Origin of the sequence: Thermococcus kodakarensis KOD1 (assembly GCF_000009965.1) — an archaeon.
Classification (GTDB): Archaea; Methanobacteriota_B; Thermococci; order Thermococcales; family Thermococcaceae; genus Thermococcus; species Thermococcus kodakarensis.
In genome coordinates this window covers 1,268,023-1,282,973 of record NC_006624.1, presented here as the reverse complement: position 1 = coordinate 1,282,973, position 14,951 = coordinate 1,268,023, and the positions used below count along the sequence as shown (strand labels likewise).

15 protein-coding genes are annotated in these 14,951 nt (G+C 54.0%); 14 read left to right on the top strand and 1 reads right to left on the bottom strand.

The window, feature by feature from the left end; all coding sequences use genetic code 11:
- Positions 1–32 precede the first annotated feature (32 nt).
- Entirely contained in the window at positions 33–650 is a 618-nt protein-coding gene (locus TK_RS07250) for a potassium channel family protein (protein ID WP_011250408.1), read from the top strand.
- Positions 637–1,230, top strand: a complete 594-nt coding sequence (locus tag TK_RS07245; protein ID WP_011250407.1) for a potassium channel family protein — start codon at positions 637–639, stop codon at positions 1,228–1,230. Before TK_RS07250 ends, TK_RS07245 begins: the two co-directional genes overlap by 14 nt.
- A gap of 63 nt (positions 1,231–1,293) precedes the next feature.
- Here TK_RS07245 and TK_RS07240 read toward each other — a convergent pair whose 3' ends face one another.
- Entirely contained in the window at positions 1,294–2,364 is a 1,071-nt protein-coding gene (locus tag TK_RS07240; protein WP_011250406.1) for a M24 family metallopeptidase, read from the bottom strand.
- A 127-nt stretch (positions 2,365–2,491) separates the two neighbouring features.
- Here TK_RS07240 and TK_RS07235 point away from each other — a divergent pair, with 127 nt between their 5' ends.
- The 12 genes from TK_RS07235 (at position 2,492) to asd (ending at position 14,904) form a co-directional block, all read left to right on the top strand.
- A complete protein-coding gene (locus tag TK_RS07235) occupies positions 2,492–3,076 on the top strand; it encodes a 50S ribosomal protein L15e (RefSeq protein ID WP_011250405.1) in 585 nt (194 codons plus the stop codon).
- Between the two features lie 275 nt (positions 3,077–3,351).
- A complete protein-coding gene (locus TK_RS07230; protein WP_011250404.1) occupies positions 3,352–4,398 on the top strand; it encodes a hypothetical protein in 1,047 nt (348 codons plus the stop codon).
- Positions 4,399–4,735: 337 nt separating this feature from the next.
- Complete coding sequence (locus tag TK_RS07225; RefSeq protein WP_011250403.1) at positions 4,736–6,307, top strand: ABC transporter ATP-binding protein; 1,572 nt, start codon at positions 4,736–4,738, stop codon at positions 6,305–6,307.
- Positions 6,308–6,458: 151 nt separating this feature from the next.
- Positions 6,459–6,914: an RNA-binding protein gene (locus TK_RS07220; RefSeq protein WP_011250402.1), complete on the top strand. Its 456-nt coding sequence runs from the start codon at positions 6,459–6,461 to the stop codon at positions 6,912–6,914.
- Positions 6,911–7,573, top strand: coding sequence for a Ribonuclease P protein component 3 (locus tag TK_RS07215; RefSeq protein WP_011250401.1), 663 nt, complete (start codon positions 6,911–6,913; stop codon positions 7,571–7,573). Before TK_RS07220 ends, TK_RS07215 begins: the two co-directional genes overlap by 4 nt.
- 200 nt (positions 7,574–7,773) lie before the next feature.
- Complete coding sequence (locus TK_RS07210; RefSeq protein WP_232500568.1) at positions 7,774–8,883, top strand: cystathionine gamma-synthase family protein; 1,110 nt, start codon at positions 7,774–7,776, stop codon at positions 8,881–8,883.
- Positions 8,876–9,934, top strand: a complete 1,059-nt coding sequence (locus TK_RS07205; protein WP_011250399.1) for a methylenetetrahydrofolate reductase C-terminal domain-containing protein — start codon at positions 8,876–8,878, stop codon at positions 9,932–9,934. The genes TK_RS07210 and TK_RS07205 overlap by 8 nt, the downstream gene beginning before the upstream one ends.
- The gene (locus tag TK_RS07200; RefSeq protein WP_011250398.1) at positions 9,931–10,860 is read left to right on the top strand and encodes a 5-methyltetrahydropteroyltriglutamate--homocysteine methyltransferase; all 930 of its coding nucleotides are present in this window, start codon (positions 9,931–9,933) and stop codon (positions 10,858–10,860) included. The genes TK_RS07205 and TK_RS07200 overlap by 4 nt, the downstream gene beginning before the upstream one ends.
- A gap of 1 nt (position 10,861) precedes the next feature.
- Entirely contained in the window at positions 10,862–11,872 is a 1,011-nt protein-coding gene (locus TK_RS07195; protein WP_011250397.1) for a methionine synthase, read from the top strand.
- Positions 11,872–12,972 carry an aspartate kinase gene (locus TK_RS07190; RefSeq protein WP_011250396.1) on the top strand — a complete coding sequence of 367 codons (1,101 nt, stop codon included), beginning with the start codon at positions 11,872–11,874 and terminating at the stop codon, positions 12,970–12,972. Before TK_RS07195 ends, TK_RS07190 begins: the two co-directional genes overlap by 1 nt.
- A gap of 28 nt (positions 12,973–13,000) precedes the next feature.
- On the top strand, positions 13,001–13,879 hold the full coding sequence (locus tag TK_RS07185; protein WP_011250395.1) for a homoserine kinase: 879 nt from the start codon (positions 13,001–13,003) through the stop codon (positions 13,877–13,879).
- A gap of 17 nt (positions 13,880–13,896) precedes the next feature.
- Positions 13,897–14,904: an aspartate-semialdehyde dehydrogenase gene (gene asd, locus TK_RS07180; RefSeq protein WP_011250394.1), complete on the top strand. Its 1,008-nt coding sequence runs from the start codon at positions 13,897–13,899 to the stop codon at positions 14,902–14,904.
- Positions 14,905–14,951 lie beyond the last annotated feature (47 nt).

Below are 14,951 nucleotides of genomic sequence, written 5' to 3'. Positions count from 1 at the left end.
TGGGGCCTAAGAAGGGCAGGAGGAGAAAAAGAATGGAGGACTTTGAGGAGTTTGAGTATCGGCCCAAGAGCGTGAAGGAGATATTCATCGAGATGAAGAACATCGTCGAGCTCATGGTTGACCTCGCCTACAGTGCCGTGCTCTTCAACGACAAGGAGATTGCCGAAGAGGTGCTGGACCTGGAGGAGAGGATGGATCTCCTTAACTACCACCTCATGACCCACGCCGTTCTTGCCGCTAGGAATCCCAAAGAGGCAGAACAGATAACTTCAGTTCTCCAGATGGCAAACTCCATAGAGGACATCTCCAACGCCGCAGGGGATCTCGCCAAGATGGTGCTTGAGGGCCTTGAGCTTCACCCCGTTATCACGGAGGCAATACTCGAGAGTGAGGAGATAATAGCGAAGATCCAGGTAAAGCCTGACTCCGTCCTCGTGGGCAGGACTCTGGGAGAGCTGGCCCTGGCAAGCAATACTGGGGTCTGGATAATAGCGGTGAGAAGGGGCAAGAGATGGATAATAGCCCCTGACGGCGACTTCAAGATAAAGCCCGGAGACGTTTTGATCGGCAGGGGCACTCACACCTCCGTTGAGCACCTGAAGGAGATAGCCAGGGGAGTCATAAGGGTGGTAGGCGATGAAAGAGCTTGAGGAAATACGGAACTGCCTCATCGAGATGAAGAACCTTTCATCACTCATGGTCGACCTCGCGTTTTCGGCCGTCATGTACGACAGCGAGGACATAGCTGACGAGGTCTACATCCTTGAGGAAAAGATGGACGAGCTGACACTGAGGGTCAAAAAGCTCGCCCTTAGAGCTGCGAAGCACGAAGAAAATCCTGAAAAACTACTCAGCGTCATAGAGATGGCGACCATAAACGAGCAGATAAGTGATTCGGCCTACGAGATCGCCGACCTCGTTCTTAGGGACGTGGAGCCTCACCCCATCATCAGGAAGATAATGCACGACGTCGATGAGGAAATAGGCCGGATAAAGGTTAACAAAGGTTCAATACTCATAGGAAAGCCCCTCAAGCAGCTTAAGCTCCCGACCAAGGTCGGAGTCAGGCTCATCGCCATCAAGAGGGGCGGAAGGTACATATACAACCCTTCAAAGGATGAGACCATCGAGGAGGGGGACGTGCTCATAGCCGTTGGCTCTGGTATTGACAGACTCAGAGAGCTGTCCAATGAAAGAGGTGAAGAAGGAGAGCAGATAGAGGAGGAATAGTCTCTCAGCGCCTTTGATTCTGCTCTATTTTTGGCCTTTTTGAAAATAACTGTAGGGGTAACTTCAGAGGATCACCAGCTCCCTGTCCGCTCTGGTCAGTCTCTTTCCTCTGCCGTTGATGACAGCGACGTCGTCCTCAATTCTGACTCCTCCGAGGCCTGGAAGGTATATCCCGGGTTCTATTGTGAAGGTCATGCCGTTTTTAAGGACGACTTCCCCATCCGGTCCTATGTATGGTTCCTCATGAACGTCAAGACCGAGGCCGTGCCCGGTTCTGTGGGTGAAGTACTCCCCATAGCCGGCTTTTGATATCGTCTCCCTCGCGGCTCTGTCAACTTCTTTTGCCTTTATCCCTTCTCTGACGCTCTGGAAGGCGTCTTCCTGCGCTTCTTTCACTATCCTGTATATCTCGAGGAGTTTTTCATCGGGCTTTCCGATGGCTACTGTCCTAGTTATGTCCGAGCAGTAGCCCTTCCATCTCGCTCCGTAGTCGAGGATCACCATGTCCCCTTTGCGTATCTTCCTGTTGCCCGGCTCGTGGTGGGGGTTCGCCCCGTTCTCACCGCTCGCCACTATCGGCTGGAAGGAGATTCCGTCGCTGAGCTCCCTTATCCTGAGTTCTATCTTGAGAGCTAATTCCTTCTCGGTCATTCCAACGATGTCCCAGCTCAGTATTTCCTCGAACACCCTGTCTGCCACTTCGGCGGCCTTCTGCATAAGCTTAAGCTCCTCCTTGTCCTTCCGCATTCTCAGTTCCCTCATCAGCACGTTGAGGGGATAGGGATCGAAGCGGTTGTCGCTGTGGAAAATCCCGATGAGCCAGTCAGCGCGCATGGTGTTCTCGACCAAAACTTTCCCGCCGATTCCAAGCTCTTTCATTATCGTCCCGAGCTTTGAGTACGGGTTCTCGCCGTCCCTCCAGAACGTAACGGGAAAGTCCTTTATGACGTTCTGATAGAGGCTCGGGGCGAGGATGTGATACTCCCCATCAGGGTTGACCGCAAGAACCGTCAGCCTCTCGCCCGCTTCATGGATGTGAAGGCCTGTGAGGTAGTAGAAGTTCGCTCCGGGGCTTACAAGAGCCCCGCTGAAGCCCTTTTCTTCCATCAGGGCAGCCAGTTTTTCTATGCGCATGGACACCACCGGTTCTGGTATTCCGCAACCCTTAAAAACTCACCCTCGAACCACGACCGACTAGGCGGGGCAGACCCGCGGGATGTTCCCGGAAGGGAGAACCACAAACAGGGAAGAGGTGAACGAGATGGGAATGTACAAGTACATTAGGGAAGCCTGGAAGAGCCCGAAGAAGAGCTACGTGGGAGAGCTCCTCAAGAAGAGGATGATCCAGTGGAGGAGGGACCCGGTAGTTAAGAGGATCGAGAGGCCGACGAGGCTTGACAGGGCCAGGAGCCTCGGCTACCAGGCCAAGCAGGGCTACGTTGTTGTCCGCGTCCGCGTTAGGAGGGGCGGAAGGAAGAGGCCCAGGTGGAAGGGCGGAAGGAAGCCGAGCAAGATGGGTATGGTCAAGTACTCACCGAAGAAGAGCCTCCAGTGGATAGCCGAGGAGAAGGCCGCTAGGAAGTTCCCGAACCTTGAGGTTCTCAACTCCTACTGGGTCGGCGAGGATGGTATGTACAAGTGGTTTGAGGTCATAATGGTTGACCCGCACCACCCGGTCATCAAGAGCGACCCGAAGATCGCCTGGATAGCCGGCAAGGCCCACAAGGGCAGGGTCTTCCGCGGTCTGACCAGCGCTGGTAAGAGGAGCCGCGGCCTGCTCAACAAGGGTAAGGGCGCCGAGAAGGTCAGGCCCAGCATAAGAGCCCACCAGGGTAAGGGTAAGTGATTTTTCTCCCCCTTCCTTTAATTCTGAGTTCTTATGATAGTGGCTTAAGGCTCCATTGAAATACATCTCTGCTTCCATGGTTCAACTTTTGCATTTCCGGGCAATTCTTTGACCTGACCTTCTTTTGATTCGTTCTAAACTAAAAATTCAACTTGGAACTAATTAATATTTGAAAAAAGAAAGAGTTCTTATGTTAAGTAAGAGGAAAAATTTATAAAGATGAGTTGATGAGTTGATTAATGAATAATGTAAAAAACTGAAAATAGGTGAACTTCGTGAAGTGGAAGCCCCTGTTCGCAGTCCTGTTGGGACTGCTGATGGTAGGAATAGCGATGGCTGAAACAAGCCGCCCAATGATCAAGCCCACAGAATCCAACAATACGTTGGACATCAAACTTCCCCCAGCATCACTGGGCAAAACGATGTACTTCTATGGCGGAGATGCTGTGAAAGCCTTGACAGAGCTTGAACACAATAACATGACCCTAAGAATAGTTCTCAACTACGAGTTATCTCGAATAACGTTCCTTGGAGTGTACGAGAATCCAGACGGTAGGGTGTATTACTACATTGTTGAGGGGCCCGCAAAAAAGGAGGCTGCTCTGAGGGACTTTATCAAAAATGCTAGGCACTTCTCGCAGAGACCAACATTTAGAGAAGCATCGATGCTGGGACGAACTAGGAATTGGACCGACATCGGTGCGATCACATGGAAAAAGGCTTCTATCGGGACGACAATGGAGATGGGGGTAACTGCGGAGTTCAGCTACGTTTCCACAACATCTGGGATGATGTACTATCTGGTGGAGATTTATCAGGTTGCCAAACCCAAGAGACATGATATAGCCGTTGATGAAATGGTAGTTGATGTCAGTGTTCCCGCCGAAATACCCCTTTCGAAGATATGGATAAGCAAGTGGCTCCCCCAAATGGACGGGGGGCCCAAAAGATACTACTCGTACACCTCACAGATAAGCGTGGACGGGAACACGCTCGGTTATTCGGCCTCTGCATCAACTAGTGAGGATACCAACGATGGTATCACGTTTAGATGGAAGGTTAAGAGTCGTGAGATTGGCAGGGATGTTGAGTTTATCCACTATGACTTTGTGAAGAAGATTAGAAATGGGAGGCTATCGCGACCCGCTTATGGGATGATCCTCGATGCAAATCCGAGCGTTATCCTCGTCTCCACGCAGAACAATGCCCGGTTGTCCTTTGAAGCCCAAGCGAAGTTCAACATTGCCAACAGGATGATTGTCCCAACGGATGCGCTGAAATTCGAAGTTGAAGTTAATCCTGATGGGGTGAGAGAGCGTTGATGTTTCTATTTTTAACTTTAATCTCGGCACTCACCGATGGTGAGGGTTATCCAGTGGCATTGGGGAGTACAGCCTAACGCCTTCGATGCATTCCACGCGGCAAAATAAGCTCGGACACAGTTTATGAGAAGGTTGGGATTAAGGGGCTAATGCTTGAGGATCCCGAATAAGCAGGACTGTTTTATTTCATCCACAATAGTTGCTGGGGGACTAAACATTTCTGAATGCTTATGCTCATAATATAGAGTTGTTAACCTTAGGTTGTTATTTAGTAAGATTTATTTATCTGCATTGAGATATTGGGATAAAAGACCCCGCTTGCAAAGGAGGTACTGTGATGGGCGTGCTCAGGTACTCGTTTTCCAAGTACTGGGAGCTTTCCAGGACGCTGAGGAAGAGGCAGGCGCTCATCGTTCTCCTGAATTTGATTGTCTCGTACCTGAACGTCCGCTTTGCCCTGATGCTGAGGGACACGATAAACAGCCCGAACACGAGCAGAATACTCATCCTTGGAGGTTTTCTCGTCTTGATAAACGCCCTGAGCTTCGTGGTTACCTACCTCCTTGACGTATCCAAGAGGGCAATGCAGGTGGAGATAATAGGCAGGATTTACGAGAAAATCCTCCACGCAAAGGAGGAAACCTTCAGGGTGAAAACTCCCGGGGAATACCTCACGGACCTGGTTTCAAACGTCGTCTACGTCAGCTCACTCTCGGCAGCCCTTATACCCGCTCTGGTCGTGAACGCTGTGAGCTTTGGGGCCTATTTAATAGCCCTCTTCCTCCTTAGCCCAAGGCTCTCCCTCGTCCTGCTCCCGTTTTTGATAGCGACCGTTCTCCTCTTCAAAAAGCAGGTCGGGGAACTCGCCAAGGTGTCCTCGAAAGAGAGGGACAGGTTCTCAATGCTGATTGAGAGGATAAGGACGAACCTCGAAGGGAGAAAAAGCATTAAAAACACGGACTCTTTGAGAGGGGCCATGAGGAAGCTGAACGACGAGTGTACGGGATGGTACAACTCGGTCAAGGGGCTCGTGCTCGCGTCTTTGAAGTACAGGTATCTTTACCACACCCTCTACAGGCTCGTACCCCTTATCAGCGTTCTGGTCGGGCTCCTCTGGAGGATGGACACAGGCACTCTGGTGGCGTTCTACATGATGGCGGGAGAGATCATAGAGCCCCTGGTCGTAATTTTAAACGACCTCGGCCACGTTCCAGAATCCTACCCAGCCCTTAAGAGAATCGATGAGGCTCTCAACATGGAGGAGGAGAACTTTGGAGAGAGAACCCTCACACGGGTTGAGGGCATAGAGCTGAGAAACGTCTCGTACGGCACGATCCTGAAGAACGTGAACCTCAAGATATCTCGCGGGGAGAGTGTGGGCATCGTCGGGGAGAGCGGAAGCGGCAAGACGACCCTCGCGAACGTAATCGCCTGCCACTACCGCCCGGAGGAAGGAAAAGTTTTGGTTAACGACATCCCTGCCAAGGAGTTCGGGAACCTGAGGAGAAAGATAATCCTGGTGGAAACCAACGAGTTCATATTCCCCGGCACTGTTAGGGAGAACGTAACCCTCTGGGAAGAGTTCGACGAAGAGGAGCTTAGGGAAGCCGTAAGTATTGCGAAGGTGAACCTGCCCCTGGACGAGAAGATCGGGCCCAGTTACAGGGAAGTCTCCTTGGGAGAGCGGCAGAGGATAGCCCTGGCCAGGGCCCTGATCCGCAAACCAGAGGTTCTCATCCTGGACGAGGCCCTTTCGGGAGTTGATCCGGACGTGGAGGCGGAGATAATCGGGGAGATAAAAGCCAGGGGGATAACCCTGGTCGCGATATCCCACAGGCCGTCCACAACCAAGCTCGTGGACAGGCTCGTGCTGGTGGAGAAGGGAAGGGTAAGGGAAGTGGGGGGATAAGCGCATCACAGGCCCTGGAAAACCTCTTGAAGGATTCATGATTTTCCATGAACATTCCCATGCTAACCTTACCAGTCAAGCCATTCTCTCAGAACCGCACAGTGAAATGGTTTTTAAGCCCCCTCGCCAAAACCCTTCTCCGGTGAGAAAGATGGCGCAGCTCAAGGCACACCACGTTAGGCTCACAACCTTCATCCAGGCGACGGAAGACGAGGACAAGGTGCTCGACGCGATAGCGACGTTCATTCCAGAGGAGATAGACGAGGACGACGTCCTCTTTGACATCCTAGAGACGGAGGGCTACTTCGGGAACCCAATAAAGGTTGTGAACGTCGAGATAAAGAGGAGCAAAGCGGTAAGAAAGTTCCTGGAGTACTTCAAGGAACTGCTCAGTGAGGAAGATAAAAAGTACCTTCTCGACCACCTCGATGAGAAGGTCGACGAGGAGGGAACTTTCTACGTCCGCTTCAACAAGCAGAAGGCCTATCTCGGTGAGGCAGAGGTTGACGAGGGGCCCGACGTCATTCAGGTTAGGATAAAGGTCAAGGCCTTCCCGATGAGGAAGGAAGCGGTCGTCAAAGCGATTAGGGAGTGGCTGGAGGAATGAGCGAGGAGGAAGTTTCTTTTTCACGTGACTACTTCGTCGAGATGGACGTTAGGGATGAAGAGGCCCACGAACTTGCCAGCGATTGGTTTGACGAAGTAGTCTTCACAAAAAAGCTCGTCCTCGAAGACCCTCCAGATTGGGGCTCTCTAAAAGAAGAACTCAAGGAGCTCCGCGGGAAGTACGGAAAGGTCGCACTCCTCCTCGTGACCAGAAAGCCGAGCCTCATCAGGGAAGTAAAGAGCAGAAACCTCAAGGCCCTACTCTACGTTCAGGGCGGCGACATGAGAATAAACAGGATGGCAATAGAGAGCGGTGTAGATGCCCTGATTAGTCCATGGTTCGGCAGAAAGGATCCGGGCTTTGACCATACTTTGGCCGGAATGGCCGCGAGACGGGGAGTTGCGATAGGGTTCTCCCTCTCACCCCTCCTGAATGCTAATCCCTATGGGAGGGCGCAGATTCTCCGCTTCATGATGAAGACCTGGCAGCTGGTGAAGAAGTACCGCGTCCCCAGGTTTATCACGTCTTCCGCAGAGAGCAGGTGGGAAGTGAGGGGCCCGAGGGATTTGATGAGCCTTGGGATAAATATAGGAATGGAAATACCCGAGGCAAGGGCGAGCCTGAACTTCTACCCTAGAACTATTGTCTGGAAGCTTTAGCGTTTCTTCAATATTTGCATTTATTTGTTTATAATGGCTATAATTTTTGAGTTTATTGAAGTTTTCATGTCTATTTTTTGCCAAAATGGGGGGATGACCTTCTGCCGTTCTAACTATCCAGCGTTGAATAACTACAAGGAATATTTAATGCCAAAAAATATGTCGAAAAATATATAAAGATGTGGGGGAAGTGGACGTGGGTGGTTGCAGTGAAGCCTCTCCATGATCCAGTGTACCTCACGGTTGCCTTTGAGCAGGCAGGCGAGACGGGGCTCTCGGACAGGGGTTTTGACCTCAAGTACTCCAGGGAAGAAAACCCAACGGTAAGGCTCCTGGAAAAGAAAGTTGCTTCTATAGAGGGGGGCACGGATTCTCTGGCATTCAACAGCGGGATGGCAGCCATAAGCGCTCTATACATTTCCACTCTCAAAGCGGGCGAAGAAGTAGTTCTTCCCATGGAGGGCTATGGAACGACGATCCAGCTCGCAGAGGAGCTGAGGAAGTTCGGTGTGAGGGTCAAGCTTGCATATCCGAGTTCAGAAGCCCTCAATGAGGCGATAACGGAGAACACCAGGCTGGTTCTTACAGAAGTAGTCACCAACCCGACCCTGAAGGTAATAGACGTTCCTGAAGTCATAAGGCGGGCGAAAGAGGTGGGGGCAACGGTCGTAGTTGACAACACATTCTCTCCATTGATTTTCAAGCCGCTAAAAGTTAGGGCAGATGGGGTAATCCACAGCCTCACCAAATACATAGCTGGCCACAATGACGTTATGGGCGGGGCTCTGATATGGGGCGACCTTGATCCTGAAAACCTCTGGCACTGGAGGAGGAGGCTTGGATCGATAATCCAGCCCTTCGAGGCCTGGCTGGTAATCAGGGGCCTCAAGACTTTGGAGCTGCGCTTTGAGAGACAGAGCAGAACTGCCCAGACCATAGCCGAATTCCTGAGCGAGCATCCAAAGATTGAAAAAGTTCACTACCCTGGCCTCAAGGACGATCCATACCATCCCACCGCCAGGAGGATATTCTCAAAGCCCCTCTTCGGCGGAGTCCTCAGCTTCCTCCACAGGGAGGGAGAGAGCGGGGCTAAGGCGTTTCTCATGAGGCTGAAGAGGGTATTCCCCTCGCCCTCTCTTGGGGGCGTTGAGAGCCTGGCATCCTACCCCGTGATGAGTGCCGCCAAGACTATGCCAGAGGAGAGGCGCAGGCTCCTCGGAATTACCCCAGGCCTCATCAGGCTCTCGGTTGGCGTTGAGGACGCCGATCTTCTCATCGAGGACATAGACAGGGCCCTGGGGGGTGGTTGATATCCAGGTGACAACGTGTCCAAAGGATCTCCTCAACGGTCCTTGCGGGGGGGCGCTGAACGAGAGGTGCGAGGTGGATGGAAAAGAATGCCCCTGGGTCAGGATACTGGAGAGGTTCAACGTTGACCCCGCGACTCTCTTTGAAGAGCATCCATTACTCCTTGAGCTCGAAGACCTCGTGGAGAGAGACTCCAGGCCCAGGGATTCGGCTTTCTGGCAGAACCTAGAGAGGGGAAGGGCCTTCAGCGTTGAGTTCCCCGTGGCGGCGGTCTCAAAGCCCGAGGAATCCCTCCAGGTTCTTAGAGAGATCAGAGCTAACCTGGTAACGGTGCCAGATAATCCCCTTGGATATCCTCACTACGACCCCATTGCGGTGGCCTGCTACCTTAAATCCCTGGGACTGCGCTCTGGAGTAATGCCACACATCACCGCAAAGGACAGGAACCTGAACGCCCTGACGTCAGAGCTCAGGACCGCCCAGGTCTTCGGCTGTGAGGCCGTTCTGCTTACAACCGGCGACTGGCCGGGCTTTGCGGTACCCAGCAGGCCCGTATTTGACGTTGACGCCTCGAACCTGATACGCCTGGCCAGGCTCGTCTTTGCAGGGGTGATGCCGACCAAGGAAGTCCTTGAAGTCGAGAGCAGGCCGCGGGTTGCGAGCACAATGAACCCTCATTACAGACCCAAACTGGAGGCAAGGAGACTGGCAAGGAAGCTGATAGCGGGAAGTGAGGCCTTTTTCACCCAGGTGGTAGCGGCGGGGGAGAGCGCAACTGGGATTTCAAAGATCGTTGAAGAGCTCAAGAAATACGCGGACGTTGATGTCCCGATAATCGCATCGGTGCTCTACCCCATGAAGGAGGAGATGAAGCCCTTCCTTAGGGCTCTGGGCATACCCGTGGGGGATGAGCCATTCGAGGCCCTTTTGGAGGAGTTAAAGGCCGTGGAGGCCGTGAGGGGCCTCAACCTCATAGTCAGCTCCAGGAGTCTGGAGGAATGGCTGGGCCTCTGGAGGGAGGCCAGAGAAATAATCAAGGGGGTGTTTGAATGATAGTGCCAGCCCTTATTGGAAGCCTTCCAAGACCCGTTTCCCTGGCTAAGAAAATCGAGCAGTACTCGATAGGAAGACTTGGGGAGGAAGACCTCGAAAAGGCCTACCTTGAGCACACGAGGAGGGCCTTCATCAAGCTCAGGGAGGCCGGAATACAGGTGATCACCGATGGCCTCTACCGCTGGGACGACATCTTCAACCCCTTCATACGCTTCATAGAGGGGATTGAGGTCAACGGACTTTTCAAGTTCTATGAGAACAACTTCTTCTACCGCTCGCCAATCGTGAGGGGGGAGCTTTCCCTGCGCGAGAACCCTCTTCCCGAGTGGCTCAACCAGGCGCTGGCCATAAAGGAGGAAGTTTACCCCGGGGCAACGCTTAAGGCCGTCCTGCCCGGCCCGGTAACCCTGGCCTACCACTCACTTAACGAGTACTACAAAAACCTCGACGAGCTCTCAGAGGCCTACGCGGGAGTGATTGAGGAGGCCATCAAGGAGCTTCCGGTTGAGCTCGTGGAAATTCAGGAACCCGCCCTGGCGGCTGAGCTCTCAAGGGCCACGAGGGAAAAGAGCGACGAGGTATCGAAGGAGACCGCTAAGACCCTGATAGAGCGCCTCTCAAAGGTCAAGAAGCTTTGGGTTGTTACTTACTTCGGAACCCCCCAGGTTCTCCCGAATAACGTCATCCTGAACGTCGACCTCGTCAGCGGCTCGGTTCCGGAAAAGTACTCTGGAGAGCTCGGTCTGGGCATAGTTGACGCTAGAGAGACCAGGATGGAGCGCAGGGACCGCCTGGAGGACAAGCTGAGGCCCTACCTCAGAAAGCACAGCAGGATTTACGTCACCCCGAACACGCTCCTGGACTTCCTCCCGGAGAGCGTCGCCTGGAGAAAGCTCAAGCTTCTCGGAAAGCTCGGAGGTGAGTGAAATGGAGCTTCCAATACTTCCCACCAGTATCATAGGAAGCTATCCCAAACCGAGATGGCTCCTGAGGATGTACAACCTTAGAGAGCTCGGTAGACTGCCGGAGGAGGACTTCAGGGAGGCCGTTAGAGATGCGAGTGTAGCCGTCCTCAGGGAGCACGAGAGGGCGGGGATTGATATCCCCTGGGATGGCGAGATGGGCAGGAGCGAGATGACGGAATACTTCACCGCCAAGATAGCGGGCTTCAAATTCTACGGACCAATTAGGGTCTGGGGAAACGCCTACTTCAACAAGGCGGCGGCCGTCTCGAAACTCGAGTACCGGGAACCCCTCGTACTCGACGAGTTCCGCTGGGTCAAGGAGAACACCACCAGGGAGATAATCAAAGTCCCGATAACGGGGCCATACACGATAGCCGAGTGGAGCTTCAACGAGTACTATTCGAGCAAGGAGGAGCTCGCCTTTGACCTGGCGAAGATTCTGAACAAGGAGTTCAAGCTTCTGGAGAAGGAGGGGGCAACCTTCATCCAGATCGACGAGCCGGCCATGCTCAACCACCCGGATGAGGTTTCCATAGCAGTTGAAGCAATAAACAGGGCCGTAAAGGGCGTTAAGGTGAAGTTCGGGCTTCACGTCTGCTACTCGAACTACTACTTGCTCGCGGACTACTTTGACGACATAAAGGTTTCCCAGTTCGCCCTTGAGGCCGCCAACAGAAACTTCCGCGATCTGGACTACCTCAAGAAGCTCACCCACCAGGAGCTTGGGTTTGGAGTAGTTGACGTCCACAACCCGCGCGTCGAGAGCCCGGAGGAAGTAGCGAAGGCCATCCGCAAGGTTATGGAATACATTGAGCCAGAGAGGCTCTACATCAACCCCGACTGTGGTCTCAAGCTGCTCGACAGGAGAATCGCCTACCAGAAGCTCGTGAACATGGTTAAGGGCGTCGAGATCGTCAGGAGAGAGCTGGCGAGGGAGGGCAAAACCTCCATACCCTTCAGGAGGGAGGTATAGTGCTCTACTCGGGCGGGAGACTCGTGGTCAAGTTCGGAGGGACCTCGGTCAGGGACGACTTTAGGGAGGCGGTTACCTTCGTCTCCCGCCTCTGGGACGAGAACGAAGTGGCCCTGGTGGTTTCGGCGATTAAGGGCGTTACCGACGCCCTATTAAAATTTTCAAGAACTGGGGAGGGCTTTGAATGGATAGAGAAGGTCCACAGGGACTTCGCGAAGAAGTACGGGATTCCCTTTGAGACCCTCGCCGCTCCATTGAGGGAGCTTAAAAAACTCTCAAGAGAGGATTTCCCCTCCTTTGAGGCCTACAGGGACCACGTGCTCTCCTACGGGGAGTGGCTTTCGGGGCTGGCGTTTGCTGAGGCTTTGAGGCGGGAGGGCATACAGGTGGAACTCTTTGAGCCATGGGAAATACTAGAGACCGACGGGAACTTCGGTAACGCCAGGGTTGACATAGCGAAGACCTCCAGAAACCTCAAGGTCGTGGAGGAGGCGTTGGAGAGGGGTAGGGTTGCCGTCGTTCCAGGCTTCGTCGGCTCTTACAACGGCCTCAGAACGACCCTCGGAAGGGAGGGGAGCGACTACACCGCCGCGGTTCTCGGTAAAGGATTGAAAGCGAGGGCCGTCCTGATAATGAGCGGCGTCGACGGCATTTACACGGCGGATCCAAGAAGAGTCGTCTCAGCAAGGCTTATTCCCTTCGTGTCCTACGACGAGCTCTACGTGGCATCAAAGGCCGGGATGAAGGCGATACACCACGGAGCAATTGATGTCGTGAGGGGTATCCCCATAATCTTCGGCAGAACGAGGGACTGGAGTATCGGAACAATAGCGGGCTACGAGTCGTCCAGCCTGCCGATCCTGGTCCACAGGGTAGCCGGCGAGGAGGCGGTTATAACCGCTGTCGGAGTTGCGGAAGTTCCAGGCTTTGATGGAGAAAACGGTTCTGAACTGGGTATTCCCCTGGTCAGGCTGACCGTCCCGAGTGCCCGCCTAGGGAGTACCCTCAATCTCATACATCTTCGGCTGATAGCGGACAGAATAAGCCCGCCGAGGGCTCTGTCCATTATCCGCGGGGGAGTCAGTGCTGGCAACGTTTAGAGGTCTTCCGTTCCGTGGGGTGGGGGATATGCGAATCAGGGTTCCAGCGACAATAGCGAACTTCGGGCCGGGTTTCGACGTCTTCGGCGTAGGGATAGGGGAACCCTACGATGAGCTCAAGTTCGTGGAATCTGACGAATGGGAGATTGAGGTGGAGGGTTACGACGTCCCTACCGACGGGAGGAACGTGGCGGTCGTTGCGGCAAGGGCCCTCGCTACGCTTGTCGGTGAGGAACTTTACCTACGGATGAAGCTCAGAAAGGAGATAAGGCCAAGGAGCGGGCTCGGTAGTTCGGGGGCATCATCCCTAGCAGGAGCGTTGGCGGCGGCAAGGGTTCTGGGCATCGAGGATGATGGGCTGATAATAAAGGCGGCACTCGCGGGAGAGGAAGCTGCCTCGGGAAGTGCTCACGGGGACAACGTGGTTCCGGCTTACTATGGAGACTTCACGATAATCGAGTCCCTTAACCCCTTGAGGGTTCATAGAATACCAGTTGATTTTCCGCTGGTGGTTGTTCTGCCTCAGATTGAGGTTCCAACTAGAGAAGCCAGAAGGATTCTGCCCGAGAGGGTTCCGATGGGCGACGCGGTAAGAAATGTGGCACTCGCAGGGGCCCTGGTTAAGGCCTTAACGAGCGGAGACGTCCAAACCGTGGGGAGGCTTCTTGAAGACAGGATAGCCCTTCCCTACAGGCTGAGGCTAATGCCGTGGTTCGCAAGGGTCTGGAAAGCCGCCCTTGATGCAGGTGCCTACGGGGCCTTTGTGTCTGGCTCGGGGCCCGCTATCTTCGCGCTGGGTGAAGATCTTCACGCCATTGGGAAAGCGATTGCCGAGGCCTTTCTGGAGATCGGCGTCGATGCCGAGGTTTACATTACCCGCGCAGGGGTTGGTGCGTTTTGGCTTTAAGCTTTGGAGGTGTCGAAATGAGGGTTGCCGTTCTCGGTGCCACGGGAATGGTCGGGAGAACTTTCGTGAGGCTTCTTGCTGGCCATCCCTGGTTCAGAGTTGAGAAACTGGTTGCCTCTGAGAGGAGTGCCGGAAGGAAGTACGGAGAGCTGGTCGATGATTCGCCAGAGGAGTTCAGAGATGTGGAGGTGACTTCCCTCCCTGAATTTCTCAGAGACCCGGACGTTGACATTGTCTTCAACGCCCTCCCAGCATCGATCTCAAGGGAGGTGGAGGGGGAGCTAGCTCAAAGCCTTCCTGTGTTCACCAACGCGAGGAGCCACCGCTACGATCCTGACGTGCCCATATTAGTTCCCGAGGTAAATCTGGAGCACCTTGAGCTGATAGAGGTTCAGAGGGAGAGGAGGGGCTGGGAAGGCTTCATAGTGACGAACCCGAACTGCTCGACGGCCATACTCACGGTCTCGCTCGCGGCGCTCCGCGGTTTCGGAATCAGGGAGGTCAAAGTGGCGACGATGCAGGCAATAAGCGGGGCAGGTTATTCTGGCCTCTCTGCCCTGGCAATCCAGGACAACGTGATTCCCTCCATCCCAGGGGAGGAGTGGAAGATCGAAAACGAGAGCAGGAAGATCCTCGGCGAGCTCGACGGAGTGGAGGTAAAGCCCGCCGAATTCAGAATAAGCGCAATGGCTACCCGCGTTCCAGTGCTACACGGGCACACTGAGGCTGTCTTTGTCAAGCTTGAAGAGGGAAGCCTAGAGGAGGTCAGGGAGGCCTTCGAATCCTTCGACCCGCTTGGAGAGCTCGGCCTTCCAAGCTACGAGAGGCCCCTCGTCTACTCCGATGTTCCCCAGCCGCGGCTCCACAGGGACAGGGGAAGGGGCCTAACCGTTACGGTCGGGAGGCTTGAGGGGAGCAGCGGGAGCTTCAAGTACGTGGTAACGGGCCACAACCTCGTCAGGGGTGCCGCTGGAGGTTCGGTTCTCAACGCCGAGCTGGCTTATAAGCTCGGCTATCTGAAGTAGCCCCTTCTTTTTTCTAATGGCTCTGTAAAGGAAAAAAGGAAGGAGCT